Source organism: Pseudomonas sp. KK18, assembly GCF_037094675.1.
In the GTDB taxonomy this organism is placed as follows: Bacteria; Pseudomonadota; Gammaproteobacteria; order Pseudomonadales; family Pseudomonadaceae; genus Aquipseudomonas.
On the sequence record NZ_CP146605.1, the window covers coordinates 4,578,735 to 4,603,615 of the forward strand.

The following is a 24,881-nucleotide window of genomic DNA, read 5'->3' on the forward strand; positions in this document are numbered from 1 at the left end:
TCACGAAACCCGCTCCCCAACCACAACCCCATCCCGCCACCAAGCCGCCAAACTAAACACGTTCGGCGCCTTGAGCAGCGAAAAATGATTCCCCGGCCCATACCAAACCTCCAACACCCCCACGCACCCGCGCCACCCCTCAACCATCAACCCTTGCTCCCGCTGATTCCCCGCCGCATCGAGGGTCGGATCCTCCGCCAACACCAACCGCACCACCCCCTCATACCGCCGACCAGGCCGATAAACCGTGCGCAACGCCGAGGCATACGTGCGCGCCGGCCCATCCATCGCCTCCACCGAAGACCGCGCAGGCAACAACCCAACCCCCACCATCCCCCCATGCAACAACCTTCGCTGCTCCACTTCATCGCGCCCGGCAAAATCCACCGCATCAATCCCCAGGGACTTACCCGAAGCCACCTGCATCGACTCAATCAGCCGCAACAACGCCGCCGTCGTGGTATAGGGCCGGCCCACCACCCCATTGCCCCCGGGCGCCTCGCTGTCGATCAACGTCAACGACGCCACCTCACGCCCCTGAGCCTGCAACCGCGTGGCCATCTCGAACACCACCCAACCGCCAAACGAATGCCCCACCAAATGCACTGGCCCCGAAGGACATTCCTGCTCCAGGGCCTGCAAATAACAGCGCGCCGCCGCCTCAACCTGGCTATGGGGCACCACCTCCCCATCCAGCCCACGGGGCTGCAAGCCAAAGATCGGCCAGTCCCGTCCCAACGCCTCGGTCAACCCTACAAACCCCGTCACGCTATCCCCCGCCCCCGGCACACAGAAGATCGGTGCCTGCCCGGCGCGACCACTCTGGATCCGCAACAACGGCTGATGCACCGCCACCGCCGGCGCCTCACTCAACGCCAGGGCCTCAACCATCGCCTGCCCCAGCGCCTGGATATGCGGTGCCTGCATCATGCTCTGGTGATCCCCCGGCACCTCAATGCGGCGCAATTGCCCCACGGCCAGTGCCTCATCCCACCCCAAATCCAGGCTGCGCCGCGAGAGTTCCGTCGGCCGCTCGGCGGCGCTGAACAAGTGCACCGCCAGTGGCATCGGGAACAGGCTGTAATGCGCCAACGCATGCCCATGCCCGACTTCCCGCTGGATAAAACTCAACAGGTCCGCGTCCGAAGCCGCCGCCATCTGCGCGTACAACAAATGCCGATCGCGGCAGCGTTGCAGCAAACCCGCAAAGTCCAGCTGTCCAATGTCCGCTTCCAGTTGCTCAAGGCTCGCCAACTCATCCACACCTCCCTGTGCCTTCCAATACGCCGTGCACTGCAACAGCAAATGCCGCTTGAGGGCATCCGGCCCGCTCCAGCGCGCCTTGCCCTGGTCGGTCATGCGCGGCACGTAGCTGTCGATCAACCCGAGGAATGCCACCGGTTCGTCCAGCCCCTGCAGTTGCATCGCCACTTCATAGGCCAACACCCCGCCGAACGACCAACCCGCCAGCCGATACGGCCCATGGGGCTGCACCGAGCGGATAATCCCCACCAGCCGCGCCGCCAGGCCTTCCATGGTCTGCAACTGCACCTCGCCAAGGGGCGTACCGGGCAGGCCATAGATCGGGTAGTCCCCCGGCAGGTGCCGGCCCAGCGCCGGGAAATACACGTCCATGCCGCTGAACTCATGCACCAGGAACAACGGCGGCTGGCTGCCGCTGGCGCGTACGGTGATCAGCGAGCTGTTGTCCTCCCGCGTCGTGCGCTGACCGAGCATCGAGGCGACCGAGGCTACGCTGGCATGCTGGAACAGCTCGGCCAACGACACCTCAAGCCCCGCCGCTTCCATCAGGTTGACCAGCCGGATCGCCAGCAACGAATGGCCGCCCAGTTCAAAGAAACTGTCATGGCGACCGACCTGCTCCAGCCGCAACACCTCGGCCCAGAGGCGTGCCAGGGTCCGTTCCAGCTCGTTCGCCGGCGCCTCGAACACGCGGCTCGCCGATGCCTCCAGCGCGGGCACCGGCAGGGCCTTGCGGTCGACCTTGCCGTTGGCTGTCAGGGGCATTTTTTCCAGCGGTACATAGGCCGATGGCACCATGTAGTCCGGCAGGTGCTGCAGCAGATGACTGCGCAACACTTCGATGGCCAGCGGCTCGCCGGTGTAGTACGCCACCAGGCGCTTGTCCCCCGGCGCATCTTCTCGTGCCAGCACCACCACATCCTTGATGCCGCTGCAGGTGGCCAGGCGTGCTTCGATCTCGCCCAACTCGATGCGGAAGCCGCGGATCTTCACCTGGTCGTCATTACGCCCGATGCACTCCAGCAGTCCGTCCGCCGACCAGCGCCCAAGGTCGCCGGTGCGGTACAACAAGCCATCGCCAAACGGATCATCGACAAACTTCTCGGCCGTCAGCTCCGGCCGGTTCAGGTACCCCTTGGCCACGCCATGCCCGCCAATGCAGATTTCCCCGACCACGCCCAGCGGCACCGGCTGCAAGTGCGCATCCAGCAGGTGGATTTGCGTGTTGGCAATCGGCCTGCCGATCGGCACGCTTTCGGCATCGGCGGCGATGGCCTGCACTTCATGCGTGGTGGCGTAAGTGGTGGTTTCCGTCGGGCCGTAGCAATGCACCAGCCGCAGTGCCGGCGCCTGGGCCAGCAGGCTGCGGAACGCCGCCGGGTCGGCCCGTTCACCGCCGCACAACAGGATGCGCAGCCCGGCCAACGCGTCGGGAATCAATTGCACGTACTGGTTGAACAGCGCAGTGGTGACGAACAGGATCGTCGCCCCGCCCGCCTTCAGTGCCCGGCCAAACGCGCCGGGGTCGAGCAAGGTCGCATGGTCGATCACCAGCACCTGGCCACCGTTGAGCAAGGGGCCCCACACGTCCATGGTGCTCGCGTCGAACGCCGGGTTGGAAGCGAACGCCACGCGGTCATGGGCGTTGAAATCGGCGTAACCGTTATTGATCACCAGCCGCGTGATGCCCCGGTGCGGTACCAGCACACCCTTGGGGGTGCCGGTGGAACCGGAGGTGTACATGATGTACGCCACGCGCTCCGAGGACTGCGACAGGTCCGGGTTGTGGCTCGGTTGCGGGTCCAGCGCCAGGGTGTCGAGGTCGATACGTCGGGCCGGGTAAGCGACGGGCTCGCTGCTGTGGGTCAACAGCCACACCGCGCCACTGTCCTGCACCATAAAGGCCTGGCGCTCGGCCGGGGCGTTGATGTCCAGCGGCACGTAGGCCGCCGCGCATTTGAGGATTGCCAGTTGGCTGAGCAACAGGTCAATCGAGCGCGGCAACAGGATCGCCACATGGTCGCCGGGCTGCACGCCCAGGTTGCGCAGGTGGTGCGCCAACTGGTTGGCGCGGGTGTTCAGCGCGCCGTAACTCAGGATGTGTTCACCATGCACCACTGCGATAGCACCCGGGCGTGCCTGGGCCTGGGCTTCGAACAAACGCTGCACCGTATGTTCGTGAGGGAATTCGCGCTGGGTGGCGTTGAATTCCATCCGCAGTTTTTCACGCTCCGCCGCCGGCAGAATCGACAGTTGGCTGATTGAGCCCCCTGCATTCTGTTCCAGGGCCTGCACCAGTTGCTCCAGGGCAACATGCAGGTACTCGCAGAGGCGTGGCGCGCCCTGCCCCATGGCGTCAAAGCCAAACCCGTCGCCCAGGTCATCGACACTCAGGGACAGTGCAAAGTTGGTACGCTCCTCCGCCTTGAGCACCTGCATGCCCTGCCACGCCTCGGCCTCGCCGCCGGCGTGCGGGGCGCTGTGGCGATAGTTGAACAGCACGCTGAACAGCGGCGTATTGGCCGGCAGCCCGCTGCAACGCTGGGCCAGGGCCAGTGGCGCATGTTCGTGACTGAGCAACCGTGTCAGGCTTGCGTGGGTTGCCATCAGCGCTGCGTGCACCGTGCGCTCACCCAGGTCGACCCGCAGCGGCAAGGTGTTGATGAACACGCCCAAGGCACGTTCGGCGCCTTCGCCGCCTTGCAGCCGGCCCAGCAATACGGTGCCGAACACCACCTGCTCGCGGCCGGAAACCTTGCCCAGCACCTGCGCCCAGGCCAGGTGCATCAGGCTCGCAGCACTCACCCCAAGCTGCCGTGCCAGGGTGCGCAGGCGCCCGTTCAACAGCGGGTCGACGCGCAAATGTGCCTGTTGCGCTTCACCCGGTGCACTCAATGCCAGCGTCGGCTCATCGACCTCCCCGAGCATCTCGCGGAAGAACGCTTCGTGCTCTTCCTCGCGCATGCCCAACCGCGTCTGCGCCACATAATTGCGATACGGCACCGCCGTACCCAACTGCTCGCGCCGGCCGAGCAAGCACGCCTGCATCTCGTGCTGCAGCACCTCCAGCGCAACGTGGTCCATCACCAGATGATGGAACAGCAACAACGCAACCACCCGCTGGTTGGCCGGGTCCTCGGCGTACACCAGGCGCATCAGCGGTGCCTGAGCCAAGTTCAGCCGATGCTGTTCGAAGCGCGCCTGCAATTGCTCCAGCACATTGCCCGTCGCCTGAATCGCCTCAACCCGCAGCGAGGCCTGGCGCCACACCGCCTGCACCGGTTCTTCCAGCCCGTCCCAGTGCATCGACGAGCGCAGGATATCCTGCCGCTCGATCACCGCTTGCAACGCCTGGGCAAACGCTTCAAGGCGCTCGACGCTGGCGAAGGCAAACTGCGCCTGCAACAGGTACGCGTCACCCTGTTGCACTGCGCGGTGGTGATACAGGATCCCGGCCTGCAACGGCGCCAGCGGGTAAATGTCCTGAACGTTGGCCGCGCCACCGGGAATGCTCGCGACAAGGCGGTCGATGGCGGGTTGCTTCAGGTTCACCAGCGTCAGCATGTCCGGGGTGATCCGCGTGCAATCCGCGGCAATCCCATTGGCCGGCACCACCACTTCGCGACCACCACCCACGGCAGCCGCCAAGGCTGCAAGGGTGGGTTGACCAAACAACACTTTCACATCCGCCGACAACCCGACCCGACGCATGCGGCCAATCAGGCTGGCGGCCAGCAGCGAGTGGCCGCCCAGCTCGAAGAAATGGTCGTGCCGACCCACACGCTCCACCTTGAGCAAATCCGCCCACAGGCCGGCCAGGGTGATTTCGGTTTCCCCCACAGGCGCGACGTACTCCCGGGCGCTCACCGATTCCAGGCCCGGCGCCGGCAGTGCCTTGCGGTCAAGCTTGCCATTGGGGCTCAGAGGCAAGGCCTCCAGGTGCATGAAGGTCGCCGGCACCATGTAGTCCGGCAACTGCTCCAGCAGATGGCTGCGCAGGGCGTCGATGTCGGCCTGCGTGCCGGTGTAGTAAGCCACCAGCCGTGAATCGCGGGCGACCACGGCGGCTTCGTTGATCTGCGGGAATTGCAGCAGTCGCGCCTGGATCTCCCCCAGTTCGATGCGCAAGCCACGGATTTTCACCTGGTCGTCATTGCGCCCCAAGTACTCGATGGTGCCGTCCGGCAGGTAGCGCCCGACGTCGCCGGTGCGGTACATCCGGCCCGCGCTGAACGGGTCCTTGAGGAAGCGCTCGGCCGTCAGCTCAGGACGGTGCAGGTAACCCCGCGCCACTTGCACACCGCCGATGAACAGCTCGCCCACCACACCCAATGGAACAGGCTGCAACTGCCCGTCCAGCAGGTACATGCGGGTGTTGGCAATCGGCTTGCCGATGGGGGTGTTGTCCGGCGTGACGGGCCCGGCGCAATCCCACGCCGTCACGTCCACCGCCGCTTCCGTCGGGCCATAAAGGTTGTACAAACCGATGCCCGGCAACTGCTGTTTGAAGCGGCGCACCAGGCTGCCGGGCAACGCTTCACCACTGCACATCACCCGCACCATCCCGGCGCTCTGGCTGACGTCGCCGTGGGCCAGGAACACATCGAGCATCGATGGCACAAAGTGCAGCGTGGTGATCTGCTCCGCCTCGATCACCTCACACAGGTAGGCCGGGTCTTTATGCCCGCCTGGACGCGCCATCACCAACCGCGCGCCGGTGAACAGCGGCCAGAAGAACTCCCACACCGAGACGTCGAAGCTGAACGGGGTTTTCTGCAACACCCTGTCCTGGGCAGTCAGTCCGTACTCGTCCTGCATCCACAGCAGGCGGTTGACCACGCCCGCGTGCTCGTTGATCACGCCTTTCGGTTGGCCGGTAGAACCCGAGGTGTAGATCACGTAGGCCTGATGCTGCGCGGTCAGCCCATCCACTCGTGGGTTGGACGTTGATTGGTGCTGCCAGGTGTTCCGGTCCAGGTCCACCAGCGGCACCGTGACGTCGCCCAGCAACGAACGGGTTTCGCCCTGCACCAGCACGGCGGCCGGGGCGCTGTCCTTGAGCATGTAGGCGATACGTTCCAGCGGATACGCCGGGTCCAGCGGCACATAACCGCCGCCCGCCTTGAGGATTGCGAACAGGCCGATGACCATCTCCAGGCCGCGCTCGACGCAAATCGCCACCCGCGAATCCGGCTGTACACCCAGCTCCCGCAGATGGTGCGCCAACTGATTGGCCCGTTCGTTCAGCTCGCGATAGCTCAGGCACTCCGAGCCTGCCTTCACCGCAAGCGCATCCGGCGTTCTCGCCACCTGGGCTTCGAACATACCGTGCAGCGTCTGGTCGAGGTTGTAATCCACTGTGGTGTTATTGAAGTCGAACAGCAGATGCTGGCGCTCCTGATCGTCCAGCAAGTCAGCCTGCTCCAGCACCGCCTGATCGTTATCCACCATGGCCTGCAGCACGCGGGTGAAATAGCCGACATAGCGTTGCATGGTCGACTCGTCGAACAATGCGATGGCGTATTCCAGGGTGCCGCGAATTTCGCCCCGGGTCTCGCCGAGGTTCAGGGACAGGTCGAACTTGGCAAAGTGACTGTCCTCCACAATGCCTTCAAGGCTCAGGTCGCCGAGGGCCAGCACCGGCGCGTCACTGTCCTGCCAGGTCAACATCGTCTGGAACAGCGGGCTATGGGCCAGGCTGCGCAATGGCCGGGTGATTTCCACCACCTGCTCAAACGGCAGATCCTGATGAGCCTGGGCGTCCAGCGCCAGCCCCTTGACCCGCGCCAGCAGCGCCTCGGCGCTCAGTTCGCCCGAGGTATCAATGCGCACTGCCAGGGTGTTGACGAACAACCCGATCAGGCCTTCCACCTCGGCCCGCTGGCGGTTGGCGACTGGCGAGCCGATCACCACTTCCTCCTGCCCGGCCAAACGCGCGAGCAACGAGGCCCACGCCGTCATCATCACCATGTACAGCGTGGTACCGTGGCGTTGGCTGAGGGCCTTGAGCCCGGCGCTCAGGCGCTCATCCAGGTGCACCTCGACGCTGCTGCCGGCGTAGTCCTGCTGGGCCGGGCGTGGACGGTCGGTCGGCAACATCAGCAACGCCGGCGCACCGGCCAGGGTGTGTTGCCAGTAGCTGCTCTGGCGATGCAGCACTTCGCCGCTCAGCCACAGGCGCTGCCATACGGCAAAGTCGCTGTACTGGATCGGCAACGGCGGCAGTGGGTCAGCCTCACCGTGGCTGAACGCCTGGTACAGCGCCATCAGTTCGCGGGTCAGCACGCCCATGGACCAGCCATCGGACACAATGTGGTGGATAGTCAGCAGCAACACGTGGTGATCGTCGGCCATGATCACCAGGCGCCCGCGCAACAGCGGGCCGCGCTGCAAATCAAAAGGCGCCGAGGCTTCGCCCTGGATCAACGCGTCAAGCACCTGCTGTGCTTCGGGGTGGCGACGCAGGTCCTGGACTTGCAGGGGCATCACTTCTTCAGGCGGCACGATCAGCACCTGGGCGTCGTCATCCTGCTGGGCAAACCGGCTGCGCAAGGTCTCATGCCGCGCGACGATCCGCGCCAGGGCCCGTTGCAGCGCGTCGACGTGCAACTGCCCGCGCAGGCGCAGGCCGATGGGAATGTTGTAGGCGGTGTTGGCGCCCTCCATCAGCGCCAGGAACCACAGGCGTTGCTGGGCAAACGACAACGGCAACTCCGTGTCCCGCGCCACCGGCAGGATATCCGGCAAGGTGCTGCGCCCGGCCTGGGCCACTACCTGCGCCACCGCCGCCAGTTCGGCATTGGCGAACAGTTCGCCCAGTGCCAGGTCGACCCCCAGTTGCTGGCGAACCTGGGACACCATGCGCATGGCCAGCAACGAATGGCCGCCCAACTCAAAGAAATGATCCTGGCGCCCAACACGTTCCACTTGCAACACATCGGCCCAGATCTGCGCGAGGACGGCTTCGATATCGCCATGAGGCGCCTCGTATTCGCGGGTGAAGACGGCGGCCAGGTCCGGCTTTGGCAGGGCCTTGCGGTCCAGTTTGCCGTTGGCAGTCAGGGGCAACGCATCGAGTTTCACGTAGGCCACCGGGACCATGTAGTCCGGCAGGTGCGACACCAGATGGGCACGAACCTCGCCCACCTGAAGCGGTTCGAATTGCGGGTTTTCGGTGAAGTAAGCCACCAGCCGTGGCTGGCCCGGTTGGTCTTCACGGGCCAGCACCACCACTTCCTGAAGGCCAGGCAGCTGGTTGAGGCGGGTTTCGATTTCCCCCAGTTCGATGCGCACACCGCGGATTTTCACCTGGTCGTCGTTGCGGCCCAGGTACTCGATATTCCCGTCCGGCAACCAGCGCGCGAGGTCGCCGGTGCGGTACATGCGGCCCGAATTGAATGGGTCATCCAGGAAACGTTCGGCGGTCATTTCCGGGCGATTGAGGTAACCCCGCGCCACGCCCTTGCCGCCCACATACAGTTCACCGGCAACCCCCAAGGGCACCGGGCGCTGCTGTTCGTCCAGCAGGTAAACCGTGGCATTGGAAATGGGCTTGCCGATGTGCAACGGCTGCCCGGGCTCGATCCGCCCGGAGGTCGCCACCACCGTGGCTTCGGTGGGGCCGTAGTTGTTGATCACCTCGAAACGCTGGGCCCGGGTGAACTGGCGCAGGCGGTCGCCGCCAATCAGCAAGGTGCGCAGGGTCGGGTGCTCGATGTTCTGGCTGAACGCATATTCGGCCACCGGCGTGGGCAGGAAACACACGTCCAGCGGTTGCGCGCGCCACCAGTCCAGCAGCGCGTCGATATCTTCAGCGCCGTCGTGGGCCGGCGGCAGGTGCAAGGTGGCCCCCACGCACAGTGCCGGCCAGACTTCCCAGGCCATCGCGTCAAAGCCAAACCCGGCAACGCTCGCGGTGTGGCGGCCTGCGCACAGGTCAAACGCCGTGCAATGCCAGTCCACCAGGTTGGCCACGGTGTGATGTTCCACCATCACGCCCTTGGGCAGGCCGGTGGAGCCGGAGGTGTAGATCACGTAGGCCAGGTTGGTGGGCGTGACGGCCACCTGCGGGTTGCTCGCCGAATGGTGGTGCCAGGTAAAACGGTCCAGGTTGATCACCGGCACATCGAGCGCGGGCAGGCGCTCCAGCAGTGCATGCTGGGTCAGTACCGCGACCGGGGCGCTGTCGCCGAGCAGGTAGCTCAGGCGCTCGGCCGGGTGCGACGGGTCCACCGGCACATAGCAGGCACCGGCCTTGAGGATCGCCAGCAACCCGGCCAGGGTGTCCAGCCCGCGCCGGGCAACGATGGCCACGCGATCGTCGGGTTTTACCCCCAGCGCCAGCAGGTGATGGGCCAGCAGGTTGGCTTGTTGATTCAACTCGGCATAGGTCAGCTGGCGGCCTTGATACACCGCGGCCACCGCGTCCGGGGTCAGCAGGGTCTGGGCCTCGATACGCCCATGCAGGGTGGTGCCTTGGGGGAAGTCGATGGCTGTCGCGTTGAACTGCTCCAGCAGATGCCGCTGCTCCGCCTCGGGCAGCACCGACAAGCGATTCAAGGGTGTTTCGGGTGCATCTTCCAGCGCCTGAACCAGGTTCCCCAGGGCAGTTTGCAGATAAGCGCACACCCGCTGCGGATCAACCTGGGCGCAGGCCAACAGGCTCAGGCTGAAGTCTTCGCCCAGGTCGTCGACGCTCAGGGTCAACGGGTAGTTGGTGCGTTCCTCGGAGCGCAACGCTTGAATACCCTGCCAGGCCGAGACCGCTTCGGCGCTCGCGCCGCCTGCGCTATGGCGGTAGTTGAGCAACGCGCTGAACAGCGGCGTCGGCGCCACTACACCGCTGCAACGCTGGGCCAGGGCCAGCGCCGCGTGTTCGTGACGCAGCAAGGTGGTCAGCCGGGCATGGGTCGCCTTGACCCCGGTGCGCACGTCTTCGGCGCCTACATCCACCCGCAATGGCAAGGTGTTGATAAAGATCCCCAGGGCACGGTCGGTGTCGTGGCTGCCCTGCATGCGGCCCATCAGCACCGTGCCGAACACCACCTGTTCCTTGCCCGCCAGCACTCCCAGCACCTGGGCCCAGCCCATGTGGAACAGGCTCGCGGCGCTGACGCCCAACTGCCGGGCCTGGGCGCGCAAGCGCCGGCTCAACTGCGGGGCCAGCGGCAGGCTGATCTCCTGGATGTTGTCGCCGTCGCCCTGCACATCCTGCAGGCCGTAGGGCAAGGTCGGCTCGCTGATGTCGCCAAGCATCTGCCGGAAGAACCCTTCGTGCTCCTGCTCGCTGATGCCCAGGCGCGCCTGGGCGACATAGTTGCGAAACGGCACCGCCTGGCCCAGTTCAGCCGCCCTGCCCAGCAGGCAGGCTTGCATCTCGTGGCAGACCACTTCCAGCGCGCTGTGGTCCAGGGCCATGTGGTGGAACAACAGCATCGCCACCACCCGTTGGCCGGCTTCATCCCAGGCCCGCACTAGGCGCAGCAGCGGCGCGCGGGTCACGTCCATGCGGTAGTGGCGGCCATCGAACAGGCGATGCAACTGGGCGGCGATATCGCCGTCTGCCGGGTCCAGTTCAATCGCCTGCACCGGCAGGCGCGCGGTGCGCCAGACCACTTGCGACGGTTCTTCCAGGCCTTCCCACACCACGCCGGTCCGCAGGATGTCGTGACGGTCGATCACCTGTTGCAAGGCCAGGGCAAAGCCCTCGAAACGCTCAAGGCTGTCGAAGGCAAACAGCGACTGCATGATGTACGGGTCGCCGTGTTCGGCACTCACATGGTGGTAGAGGATGCCCTCCTGCAACGGTGCCAGCGGGTAGATGTCCTGCACATTGGCGACGCCACCCTCGACGGTCTCGAGGATACGGTCGATGGACGCCTGGCTGAGGGTCGACAGGCTCAGCATCTGCGGGCTAATCGAGGTAGCGCCCGGTGGAATGCCATTGGCCGGCACCTGCACCTCACCGGCCTTGGTGGCCGAGTACTCCCCGGCCTTGATCAGCTCGATCAGCGCCGGCTTGTGTTCGCGCAGCGAGGCCACCAGTGCCGCGTCGCTCAGGGCCTGCTTGTTGCCTTGCACCGACAACTGATCGCCCTTGAGCGCCAGTTGCACATCCTTGGCCTTGAGTGTCGCCAACAGTTCGATGATGCTCACAGGACGATCTCCATTCGTTCGGTAATTGCGGCGTAGCCGGCCAGGGTCGGCTGTTCGAACAGGCCCCGCACATCGGCTTCCATGCCTTCCTGACGCAAGCGTCCGATCAAGCTGACGGCCAGCAACGAGTGCCCGCCCAGCTCGAAAAAGTTGTCGTGACGCCCGACCCGCTCCACCTTCAGCAGCTCGGCCCACAGCCGCGCCAGGGTGATTTCGGTAGCGCCCACCGGGGCTTCGTACTCGCGCACGATCAGTGATTCCACACCCGGCGTCGGCAAGGCCTTGCGGTCGAGCTTGCCGTTGGGGCTCAGGGGCAGAGCGTCCAGATACACGAATACCGCAGGCACCATGAAGTCCGGCAAACGCGCCAGCAGGTGCGTCCGCAGTTGTTCGATATCGGCTGGCACGCCGGTGTAGTACGCCACCAGGCGTTCGTCGCGGGCCAACACGGCCGCTTCCTTCACCTGTGGGTACTCGGTCAGCCGCGCCTGGATTTCTCCGAGTTCAATACGCAGGCCACGGATTTTTACCTGGTCGTCATTACGGCCCAGGTACTCGATATTGCCATCCGGCAGGTAGCGCCCGACGTCACCGGTGCGGTACATCCGGCCTGGGTTGAACGGGTCCTTGAGGAAGCGCTCGGCCGTCAGTTCGGGACGGTGCAGGTAACCGCGAGCCACTTGCACACCGGCGATAAACAGCTCGCCCACCACGCCCAGCGGCACCGGTTGCAACCGGGCATCCAGCAGGTACATGCGGGTGTTGGCAATCGGCTTGCCGATAGGCGTGTTGTCCGGCACCACGGGCCTGGCGCAGTTCCAGGCGGTCACGTCCACCGCGGCTTCCGTCGGGCCATAGAGGTTGTACAAGCCGATGCCGGGCAATTGCTGCTTGAAGCGCCGCACCAGGCTGCCGGGCAAGGCTTCGCCGCTGCACATCACCCGCAGCAGCCCGGCGCCCTGGCTGACATCACCGTGGGCCAGGAACACATCGAGCATCGACGGCACGAAGTGCAAGGTGGTGATCTGTTCTGCCGCGATCACCTCGCACAGGTAAGCCGGCTCCTTGTGCCCGCCGGGGCGAGCCATGACCAGCCGCGCACCGGTGAACAGGGGCCAGAAGAACTCCCACACCGACACATCGAAGCTGAACGGGGTTTTCTGCAGTACCGCGTCAGTGGCGTTCAGGCCGTAGGCGTCCTGCATCCACAGCAAGCGGTTGACCACACCCGCGTGCTCGTTGATCACGCCCTTGGGTTGGCCGGTGGAGCCGGATGTGTAGATCACGTAGGCCTGGTGCTGCGCGGTCAACCCGGGAACCTGTGGGTTGGACACCGGCTGGTGCGCCCAGGTGTTCTGGTCGAAGTCCACCACCGGCACCGTCACGTCGCCCAGCAACGAACGGGTAGCGCCCTGCACCAGCAGCGCCGCGGGCTGGCTGTCTTGCAGCATGTAGGCGAGGCGATCCAGCGGGTACGCCGGGTCCAGCGGCACATAACCACCGCCGGCCTTGAGGATCGCAAACAGACCGATGACCATCTCCAGCCCACGCTCGACGCAGATCGCCACCCGCGCATCCGGCTGCACGCCCAGTTCCCGCAGGTGGTGCGCCAGTTGGTTGGCGCGCTGGTTCAGCTCGGCATAGGTCAGGCATTGCTCACCCGCCTTCACCGCCAATGCATCCGGCGTGCGCTCGACCTGGGCCTCGAACAGGCCGTGCAGGGTCTGCGCCAGGTCGTAGTCAACCTCGGTGGCATTGAAATCAAACAGCAGTTGCTGACGCTCTGCATCCCCCAGGATCGGCAGGCGGTCAAGGGCCTGGTGCGGCGCGTGCTCCAAGGCCTCCACCAACTGGGTCAACGCCATCTGCATATAACCGCAGACCCGTTGTGCGCCCACCTGGGCCGGGGTCAACGCGGTGAAGTCATAACCATCACCCAGGTCATCGACGTTCAGGGTCAACGGATAGTTGGTGCGCCCGTCATTGGTCAGGGTCTGCATGCCTTCCCAGGCGTGCTGCGCGTCCTGTGAACGGGTGGCGCCGCCCCGGTGGCGATAATTGAGCATCGAGCTGAACAGCGGCAGCGGCGCCGCCACCCCGCTGCAACGCTGGGCCAGGGCCAGGGAAGCATGTTCATGGCCCAGCAGCGCGGTGAGCCGGGCATGGGTGCTGCGCACGCTGTCGCGCACGCCTTGCCCGTCGATATCCAGGCGCAATGGCAGGGTGTTGATGAACACGCCAAGGGCCCGGTCCGCGCCCTCGCCGCCCTGCATCCGGCCGACCAGCACCGTGCCAAACACCACATTCGGCTTGCCCGACGTCACCGCCAACACCTGCGCCCATGCCAGGTGGAACAGGCTCGCGGTGCTCACGCCCAGCAGGCGTGCCTGGGCCCTGAGGCGCCGGCTGAGGGCAGCGTCCAGGTGATGCGTGAATTCTTCGATATCCCGACCATCGCCCTGCACATCCTGCAAGCCAAACGGCAGCGTTGGCTCATGGATATCGCCAAGCATCTCGCGGAAGAACCCTTCATGTTCCTGCTCGCTGACACCCAGTCGCGCCTGCGCCACGTAGTTGCGATAAGGCATCGGCGCGGACTGCGGTGCGGGGTGCCCCAGCAGGTAGCCCTGCATTTCCCGCAGCACCACGTCGAATGCGGTGTGGTCCAGCACGATGTGGTGATACAGCAGCACCGCCACCACCCGCTGATTGGCCGGGTCGTTGGCATACAGCAGGCGAATCAGCGGCGCCTGGGCGATGTCCAGCCGGTAGCGCCGGGCGTCGAAACGCTGATGCAGGCCGGCCAGCACATCACCGTCCAGATGCAGCGCTTCGACCGTCAATCGAGCCTTGCGCCACACCACTTGCACCGGCTGCGCCAAGCCTTCCCAGACCACACCGGTACGCAGGATGTCGTGGCGGTCGATCACCTGCTGCAAGGCCTGGGCGAAGCTGTCCAGGCGCGCCTGGGTATCGAATGCCAGGTGCGATTGCAGCAGGTACGGATCGCCCTGCTCCGCCGTGATGTAGTGGTAAAGAATGCCTTCCTGTAACGGTGCCAGCGGGTAAATATCCTGCACATTGGCGGCGCCACCCGGCACGCTGGCGACGATCTGGTCGATCATCGGCTGATCCAGCTCCACCAATGGCAGCATCGAGGGCGTGATGCGCGGGCAATCGGCGGCGATGGCATTCACCGGCACCACCACTTCCCGGCCACTGCCCACTGCCGCTGCCAATGCCGCCAGCGTCGGCTGGCTGAACAGCACCCGCACATCGGCGCTGAGGCCGGCCTGGCGCATGCGCTCGATCAGGCTTACCGCCAGCAAGGAATGGCCGCCCAGCTCGAAGAAGTGGTCATGGCGGCCCACTTGCTCCACCTGCAACACCTCGGCCCAGATCCGCGCCAGGGTGGTCTCGACTTCGCCGCGTGGGGCTTCATATTCCCGGCTGAGCACAGCGGCCTGATCCGGTGCCGGCAGCGCCTTGCGGTCAAGCTTGCCGTTGGCGGTCAACGGCCAGCTGTCGAGTTTGACGTAGACCACCGGCACCATGGCCTCGGGCAGTTGGCTGTGCAGCTCGGCGCGCAGGGTTTCGATAACCAGCGGTTTTTGTTCGGTGAACCAGGCCACCAGGCGGCCGTCGCGCACCAGCACCACGGCTTCCTTGACGCCGTCGACGGCGGCCAGGCGGGTTTCGATTTCTCCCAGCTCGACGCGCACGCCCCGGACTTTTACCTGGTCGTCGTTGCGGCCCAGATATTCAATGTTCCCATCCGGCAGCCAGCGCGCCAGGTCGCCGGTGCGGTACATGCGGCCCGGGTTGAACGGGTCATCGAGGAATCGCTCGGCGGTCAGGTCCGGGCGATTCAGGTAGCCGCGGGCCACGCCGCGGCCGCCTACATACAGCTCACCGGCCACACCCACCGGCACCGGCCGTTGTTGTGCATCCAGCAGGTACACCGTGGCATTGGCCATCGGCTTGCCGATATGCAGCGGCTGGCCGGCGCGCACCCGGCCAGAGGTGGCGACCACCGTGGCTTCGGTGGGGCCGTAGTTGTTGATCACCGCGAAACGTCGCTCATGGCTGAACTGGCGCAGGCGATCACCGCCGATCAACAGGGTGCGCAAGCTTGGGTGCTCAAGGTCCTGGCTGAACGCGTACTCGGCCACCGGGGTGGGCAGGAAGCTCACGTCCAGCGGCTGGGCCAGCCACCAGGCCAGCAGTTCGTCGATGTTTTCATTGCCGACATGGGCCGGTGGCAGGTGCAAGGTCGCCCCCACACACAATGCGGGCCAGACTTCCCAGGCCATGGCATCGAAACCGAAGCCGGCCACGCTGCTGGTGTGGCTGGCGGCCTGCAGGTCGAAAGCTTCACAGTGCCAATGCACCAGGTTTTCCACGGTGCGGTGTTCCACCATCACGCCTTTGGGCTGGCCGGTGGATCCAGAGGTGTAGATGACGTAGGCGAGGTTCGCCGGGGTCAGGCTGGAGATGTGGGGATTGGTGCCGTCGGGATAGGCGCCATGCAGATCGACGATGGCGACATCACCGAGCACGCCACGTGTGCTCTCTTCGGCCAGGACCGCGACCGGTGCGCTGTCTTGCAGCAGGTAAGCGATGCGCTCGGCCGGATAGGCCGGGTCTACCGGGACGTAGGCCGCGCCCGCCTTGAGAATCGCCAGCAGGCCCGCCAGCATCTGCGGGCCGCGTCGGCAGCAGATCGCCACACGGTCGTCGGGCTGTACGCCCAGCGCCAGCAAGTGATGGGCCAATTGGTTGGCGCGTTGGTTGAGCTGTTGGTACGTCAGGTGCTGGCCGTCCTGGCTCACGGCAATCGCCTGCGGCAGGCGCAGGGCCTGGGCTTCGAAAGCGCCGTGCAGGGTCTGCCCTTGCGGGTAGTCGCGGGCGGTGGCGTTGAAGCTGCGCAGCAGGTGTTCGCGTTCGCGGGCAGGCAGTACCGGCAACTGATGCAGCGGCGTTTGCGGCGCGTGCTCAAGGGCCTCCACCAGTTGCTCCAGCGCACTGTGCATGGAGTCGCACAGGCGCTGCGCGCCGATGGATTCCAGCGCCAGTACCGTCAGGCCGAAGCCTGTGCCAAGGTCGTCCACACTCAGGGTCAGCGGGTAGTTGCTGCGTTCTTCGCCGCCGAGCAATTGCACGCCTTCCCAGATACCGTGGCCGTCGCGGGCCATTTCGCCCGGGGTGCTGTGGCGGTAGTTGAGCAAGGCGCTGAACAACGGCATCGAGGTCGGCACGCCGCTGCACCGCTGGGCCAGCGCCAGGGACGCATGCTCATGGCCCAGCAAGGCACTGAGCCGGGCGTGGGTCGCCTTGACGCCGGCACGTACCGCGTCGGCACCCACCTCCACCCGCAGCGGCAAGGTGTTGATGAACATGCCCAATGCCCGGTCGGCACCTTCGCCGGCTTGCATGCGGCCCATCAATACGGTGCCGAACACCACGTCCTGACGGCCCGACACCAGCCCGAGGACCTGGGCCCACGCGAGGTGCATCAGGCTCGCAGCGCTGACCCCCAGTTGCCGCGCCTGTTCACGAACCCGCAGCGCCAGCCCTGCATCGACGGGCAATTCGGCCTCTTCGATATCCCGGCCATCGCCCTGCACATCCTGCACGCCGAAGGGCAGCGTGGGCTCGTCGACATCGGCGAGCATTTCGCGGAAGAACTGCTCGTGTTCCTGGGCGCTGACACCCAGGCGAGCCTGGGCCACGTAGTGACGGAACGGTGCGGCGGCCGGCAAGTCATCGGCCTGGTTGAACAGGAACGCCCGCATTTCCTGGCCGACCACTTCCATGGCCGTGTGGTCCAGTGCCAGGTGATGGAACAGCAGGATCGCCGCGACCCGCTGGTTGGCCGGGTCCTGCGCATACACCATGCGCAGCAGCGGCGCCTGGGTGATATCCAGGCGATAGTGGCGGGCATCAAAACGCGCGTGCAGTTGTTCGATCACATCACCATCGGCCGGGTCCAGCGGGATGTTCTGCACCACCAGTTCGGCCTGGCGCCACACCACTTGCACCGGGCTGTCCAAGCCTTCCCACACCACGCCGGTGCGCAGGATATCGTGGCGCGCCACGACCTTTTGCAGCGCGCCCATGAAGGCCTGCAAACGCTCGACGCTGTCAAACGCCATGCGCGATTGCAGCAGGTAGGGGTCACCCTGTTCGGCGCTGATGTGGTGGTAGAGGATGCCTTCCTGCAACGGCGCCAGCGGGTAGATATCCTGCACGTTGGCCGCACCGCCGGGCACCGTGGCCACGATGCGGTCGATGGCCGGCTGGTCCAGCTTGACCAGGGTCAGCATCGACGGCGCGATGTGCTCGCAGCCCGGCGCAATGCCGTTGGCCGGCACCACGATTTCCCGGCCACTGCCCACCGCCGCCGCCAGCGCCGCCAGGCTTGGCTGGTTGAACAGCACCCGCACATCGGCGCTCAGGCCGGCCTGGCGCATGCGCTCGATCAGGCTCACCGCCAGCAACGAATGGCCGCCGAGTTCAAAGAAGTGGTCAAAACGCCCGACACGCTTGACCTTCAGCACGTCCTGCCAGATTTGCGCCAGCAGGGTTTCCACCTCGCCCTCCGGGGCTTCGAAACCACGGCTGAGCAGCGACGCCTGATCCGGCGCAGGCAGGCCCTTGCGGTCCAGCTTGCCATTCGCGGTCAGCGGCAACAGTTCCAACCAGACATAGGCCGACGGCACCATGTAGTCCGGCAGCCGGCTTTGCAGGTGCGCTCGCAACGCTTCAATACTCAGCGGCGCCTGGGCGGTGTAGTAAGCCACCAGGCGCTTGTCGCCGGGCTCATCTTCACGGGCCAGCACCACCGTGTCTTTCACGCCGGAATAGCTGGCGAGGCAGCTTTCGATTTCACCCGGCTCGATACGGAAACCCCGGATTTTCAGTTGATGGTCATTGCGGCCCTGGTACAGCAAGGTGCCGTCCGCCTGCCAGCTCGCCAGGTCGCCGGTGCGGTACAGCAGCCCATCGCCGAACGGGTCGACGATAAATTTCTCGGCGGTCAATTGCGGCTGGTTCAGGTAACCCTTGGCCACACCCGCGCCACCGATGTACAGCTCGCCAACCACGCCCAACGCCACCGGCTGCTGCCGTGCATCCAGCACGTAGGCACGGCTGTTGCCAATCGGTCGACCAATCGGAATACCGCCCTCACCCACCGACTTGATCTCGAAGGTGGTGGAAAACGTCGTGGCTTCGGTGGGGCCATAGCCATTCAGCAGGTGCTGCGGCGCGCCGTGCTCAAGCACCCGGGCGATCACCTGCGGGTCGAGCACATCGCCGCCGACGATCAAGTAGCGCAGTTGCCGGAACATCGGCATCAACCCGTCGGCGTACTGATGGAACAGCCCGGCGGTCATCCACAACACGCTGACGGATTGCTCCTGCAACAGGGCGCCAAACGCGGCCTGGGACAGCAACGTGGCATGCTCGACCACCACCACGCAGCCGCCGTTGAGCAACGGCGCCCACACATCGAGGGTGCTGGCGTCGAACGCCGGGTTCGAGGCGAAGGCCACCCGGTCGCGGTGATTGAAGTCGGCATAACCGTTGTTGATCACCAATCGAGAGACGGCGCGATGGGGCACCTGCACACCCTTGGGCGCGCCGGTTGAGCCGGAGGTGTACATGATGTACGCCACGCTTTCGGCAGACTGGGACAGGTTCGGATTATGGGCCGGCTGATTGTCGAGGTTCAGCCCGTCGAGATCACGCAGCACCTGCCCGGCGTGACTGTCCTGCACCATGAACGCCTGGCGTTCGTCCGGCGCATTGATGTCCAGCGGCACGTACACCGCCGCGCACTTGAGGATGGCCAGTTGGCTGACCAGCAGGTCGATGGAACGTGGCAGCGCGATGGCCACGCTGTCGCCCGGTTTTACACCCTGGTCGATCAAATAGTGGGCCAGGCGATTGGCCCGCAGGTTGAGTTCGCGGTACGTCAGCGACACGTCGCCGTGTACCACCGCCAGCGCGTCGGGGCTGGTCAGGACGCCGGCTTCGAAGATCCCGTGCACGGTGTGCGCAGCCGGGTAGGCGCGAGCAGTGGCGTTGAAATCCACCAGCACTTGATGCCGCTCGGCGGCTGGCAGGATCGACACTTGATGCAGCGGTGTGGTCGGCGCCTGTTGCAGTGCCGTGACCAGGTTGCGCAAGGCGCTGAGCATGTAGTCGCCGACGCGCTGCACATCCACCTCCGCCACGCCTTGCACGGTCAAGGCAAAGCCTGCGCCGAGGTCGTCGACGTTCAGCACCAGCGGGTAGTTGCTGCGCTCCTCGGAACTGAGGATTTCGATCCCGGCGTCGGCGAACGGGCTGGCGCCCGGCGCTTCACCCGGCGCGCTGTGGCGGTAGTTGAGCAAGGTGCTGAACAACGGCAGCGCACCGGACACGCCACTGCATCGCTGGGCCAGGGACAAGGACGCATGTTCATGCCCCAGCAACTGTGCCAGCCGCGCATGGGTGGCGCGCACGCCAGCCTGCACGCCCACCGCGCCGACACTGACCCGCAACGGCAAGGTATTGATGAACATTCCCAGCGCCCGGTCGGCGCCCTCGCCGCCGTGCAGCCGGCCCAGCAGCACGGTGCCGAAGACCACGTCGTCCTGGCCCGAGACCTGGCCGAGGACCTGGGCCCATGCCAGGTGCACCAGGCTTGCGGCACTCACCCCCAGTTGCCGGGCCTGCTCGCGAAGGCCCAGGCTGAGGGCCGGTTCCAATGCCACGTGCGCTTCGCGCACACCGCTGCCGTCGCGGTTCACGTCCTGCAAGCCGAAGGCCAGGGTCGGCTCGTCGATGTCGCCGAGCATTTCGCTGAAGAACGCCTCATGCTGCGCAGCGCTCACACCGAGGCGCGCCTGGGCCACGTAGTTGCGGTACTGCACGGCGTCGGGCAGCAAGCAGGTTTCGCCTGCAAGGCTCGCGCTCATTTCCTCCACCAGCACCTGCAACGCGGTGTGGTCCAGCAGGATGTGGTGCAGCAGCAGGATGCCGACGTAACGGCCCTGATCCTCGGCGTAGGCAAACCGCATCAGCGAAGCGCGGGACAGGTCGAGGCGGTAGTGGCGTGGGTCGAAGCGTTCCTGCAGTTGCGCCAATACGGCACTGAAAGGATCGGCTTCAACCTGCTCAACCACCAGCAGCGCCTGGCGCAAGACCACCTGCACCGGCTCGTCCAGGCCTTCCCAGACAATCCCGGTACGCAGGATATCGTTGCGCTCGATCACACTTTGCAGCGCACGGATAAACGCCTCGACCGGCTCATGGCCGCTGAAGCTGAACTGCACCTGCAACACGTAGGGATCGCCTTCGGTGGTTGCCAGGTGGTGGTACAGGATGCCGGCCTGCAACGGGGCCAGGCCGTAGATGTCCTGCACGTTGGCGATGCCGCCGGGGACACTGGCGATGATATGGTCGATGGCCTGCTGGTCGAGATTCACCAGCGGCAGCATGTCCGGGGTGATGTGCCGCGTCGCTTCGCCGATCAGGTTGGCCGGGACCTGCACTTCATGCTGCCCGCCCACCGCAGCGGCCAGCGCAGCCAGGGTCGGCTGGCCGAACAGCACCCGCACATCGGCGCTCAGCTCGAGCTGGCGCATGCGCTCGATCAGCTTGACCGCCAGCAACGAATGGCCGCCCAGCTCGAAAAAGTTGTCCTGGCGCCCGACCCGGTCGACCTTGAGCAGGTCTTGCCAGAGATTCGCGATCGCGGCTTCCACCGCGCCTTGTGGCGCTTCATAACCACGACGGGCCAGGGCATCGGCGTCCGGTGCCGGCAAGGCCTTGCGGTCGAGCTTGCCGTTGGTGGTAAGCGGGAACGCGTCGAGCAGCACAAAGGCGCTGGGCACCATGTACTCGGCGAGGGACAGCAGCAGGTGGTCACGCAGCTCAGCGGCAGTGGGCGTGTGTTCAGGCTGGGCAATCACGTAGGCCACCAGGCGCTTGTCGCCCGGTTCGTCTTCGCGGGCAATCACCACGGCTTCGCGCACACCTTCGCAGGTGGCCAGGCGTGCTTCGATTTCCCCCAGTTCGATACGGAAACCGCGAATCTTCACCTGGTCGTCGTTGCGCCCCAGGTACTCGACACTGCCGTCGGCCAGCATCCGGCCGAGGTCACCGGTCTTGTACAGGCGCAGGCCGGTTGCGGGATCCGTCAGAAAACGTTCGGCCGTCAGCTCATCGCGGTTGAGATAACCCCGCGCCACGCCGGCACCGCCGACGTACAACTCCCCGACTACGCCGCTCGGCACCGGTTCGCGGCGGGCGTCCAGCACATACAGTTGCAAGTCGGGAATGCGCACGCCAATCGGGCTCACGCCCACCCGCTGTGCATCCGCCGCCTCCAGGGCACGGTAGGTCACATGCACGGTGGTTTCGGTGATGCCATACATGTTGACCAACCGCGTACCGGCGTTGGTCACCCGGGCGTACCACGGCTTGAGAATCCCCGGTTCCAGGGCTTCACCGCCGAAGATCACCTGGCGCAGCGAGTGCAGTTGCTGGCTGCGGCCCTGTGCCGCGATCAACTGGCGGAACGCGCTCGGCGTCTGGTTGAGAATACTGACGCCGGCTTCGCACAGCAGTGCGTAACACTCGTCCGGCGAGCGGCTGACCAGCTGCGGCACCACCAGCAACTGCCCGCCATGCATCAGCGCGCCCCAGATCTCCCACACGGAGAAGTCGAAGGCAAACGAGTGGAACAGCGCCCAGGTGTCATTGGCGTTGAACTTGAACCAATGCTCGGTGGCGCTGAACAGTCGCGCGACGTTGCGGTGTTCGATCATCACGCCCTTGGGCAGGCCGGTGGAGCCGGAGGTGTAGATCACATAGGCAAGGCTGGACGCGCTGATTGCAACGTTGGGGTTGACGATGGGCTCGTGCTGCAGGCTGTTGAGGTCGATCGACGTGACGTCGCCCACCAGGTGGCGGGTGTCGTCCTGCACCAGCACCGCCAGCGGCGCGCTGTCTTTCAGGGTGTAGGCGATACGGTCCAGCGGGTAGGCAGGATCGATCGGCACATAACCCGCCCCAGCCTTGAGAATCCCCAGCAGGCCAATGATCATTTCCAGCCCGCGTTCGACACAGATCGCCACCCGGTCATCGGGGCGGATGCCATGCTTGAGCAGGCAATGCGCAACCTGGTTGGCGCGCTCGTTCAGCTCGCGGTAGCTCAGGTGTTCGTGTTCAAAGCGCAGCGCGATGGCTTCGGGATGGCTGGCGGCATGAGCTTCGACTTGCTGGTGGATCAGGGCTGAATCGGCGTAGTGCTGGGTGCTGGCGTTAAGGCCGTGCAGCAGATGCTGGCGTTCGGCGGCAGGCAGGATGCCCAGGTTGTGCAACGGTGCATATGGCGTTTGTTCCAGGGCCAGCACCAGGTTTTCCAGGGCGGTGTGCAGGTAACCGGCAATGCGCGTCGCGCCGATGGAGGCGTCCACCATCACGGTAAAGGCAAAGCCTTCGCCCAGGTCATCGACGTTGACCGTCAGCGGGTAGTTGGTGCGTTCTTCGGCGCCCAACACCTGGATGCCTTCGGCGATATCGATCACCGCCTGGGTGTCCGAGGCATCGCTGTGACGGTAATTGAGGATGGCACTGAACAACGGCGTGGGTGCGGCCACACCACTGCAACGCTGGGCCAGGGCCAGGGAGGCGTGTTCGTGATCGAGCAATTCGGTCAGGCGTTTATGGGTGGTTTGTACGCCCTCGCGCACGCTTTGTTCGCCTACATCTACCCGTAGCGGCAGGGTGTTGATGAACATGCCCAGGGCCTGGTCGGAGCCCTCGCCTGCGCCCATGCGGCCGAGCATCACGCTGCCAAATACCACGGCTTCGCGAGCCGAGACCTTGCCCAGCACCTGGGCCAGCGCCAGGTGCATCATACTGGCGGGACTGACACCCAACGGTCTTGCCTGGGCCCTTAGACGGCGACTTAGATCGCCGTCGACGGCAATGCGGGTTTCGTCGATGCCATGCCCGTCACCCTGCACATCCTGCAGGCCGAACGGCAGGGTTGGCTCGTCGATATCGGCCAGCATCTCGCGGAAGAACGCTTCGTGAGCCTGTTCGCTGACGCCATGGCGGACCTGGGCGATGTAGTTGCGAAACGGCACCGGTGCACTGGCGTGTTCGGTCTGGCCGGCGAGGTGCAGCTGGATCTCCCGGCGCACTACGTCGAGGGCGGTGTGGTCGAGGATGGTGTGGTGGAACAGCAGCATGGCGACCACACGCTGGTTGCGCGGGTCTTCGGCGAACACCAGGCGCAGCAGCGGTGCCTGGCCGAGGTCCATGCGGTAGTTGCGGGCGTCGTAGAGGGCTTGCAGTTGGGTCAGTACATCGCCGTCGAGGCGGGCTTCTTCGCAGGCCAGCGAGGCCTTGCGCCAGACGACTTGCAGGGGTTCGTGGAGGCGATCCCAGGCCATCGAGGTGCGCAGGATATCGTGGCGGTCGATGACCCATTGCAAGGCCTGGGCGAAGGTTTCAAGACGGGCACGGCTGTCGAACACGAACTGCGCGTGCAGCACGTAGGGGTCGCCCTGGTGTGCTGACAGATGGTGGTAGAGCATGCCTTCCTGGAGGGGTGCCAGAGGGTAGATATCCTGCACATTCGCCGCCCCGCCGGGGATCGCGGCGACGATGCGGTCGATGGCGGGTTGGTCGAGGTTGACCAGGGGCAGCATGTCCGGGGTGATGCGATAGGCCGGGCTGAGCCAGTCGCCGCCGTGTTGGGCGACGAGGTCGAGCAGTTGGGGTTTGTGGGCGATCAGTTGGTCCCATAGGGCGTCATCCAGCGCGTCGTCGTCACCCAGGATGATCAGGTCGCCTTCGTCCATTTGCAGGCGGATCGGGTGGGTGGAAAGAGCTGCCAGTAATTTGCTGAACTGCATGGGGTAACCTGCTTTTTGAGTCGGATACGGTTGAGGAGAAAGTCCGTTTTCAGCTGTCGCGTAAGTGCCTGGGAGGCCCGGTTTAAAGCGCGGGCGCAGTCGTGGGCCGGGAGGCTTCCCGCAGGGTTGGGAAATTAGAGGATTCGGGGGGTGGGGGGTGACATGGGAAGCGGGGACAAAGCGGCTGGCGTGGGGGAACTTTCGTATTTGTTGGATGGGGGGCATATCCGTTATTTGGGTGATGGCTTCGATTGGTTCCGCTCTTACAGCGGCTCACTTTTGAAGAGCGCAAAAGTAAGCAAAACGCTCTTGCCCCACCACTCGGCACCTCGCCTGGGCTCGGTGTGCCCTCACTCCGGCTTTGGACCGTGGGCCGCCGTCATGGGCCATCCTTGGCCCAGGACGGCTAACCTGGCGTCCTGCCAGGTTACCCACGCTCCAAAGCCTGCGTTCGGCCAGCGTGGTTTAACGGGGCGCCTAAGATCAAAATCAAGATCAAAAGCAAGAGCACAGCGGCCTACCGGCCGGCTTGAGTGTTGAAGA

The 24,881-nt window shown here is 65.3% G+C and carries 2 protein-coding genes; both read right to left on the reverse strand.

Annotation, left to right across the window (positions count from 1 at the left end):
- A complete protein-coding gene (locus V6607_RS20775) occupies positions 1-11,418 on the reverse strand; it encodes a non-ribosomal peptide synthetase (protein ID WP_134326954.1) in 11,418 nt (3,805 codons plus the stop codon).
- Positions 11,415-24,338 (reverse strand): non-ribosomal peptide synthetase, encoded by a 12,924-nt coding sequence (locus V6607_RS20780; protein WP_134326955.1) that lies wholly within the window; start codon positions 24,336-24,338, stop codon positions 11,415-11,417. The genes V6607_RS20775 and V6607_RS20780 overlap by 4 nt, the downstream gene beginning before the upstream one ends.
- Positions 24,339-24,881 lie beyond the last annotated feature (543 nt).

What these genes read in the sequence shown, in the direction of transcription:
- V6607_RS20780 (WP_134326955.1), bottom strand. Translation starts at nt 24,338, where the DNA reads ATGCAGTTCAGCAAATTACTGGCAGCTCTTTCCACCCACCCGATCCGC.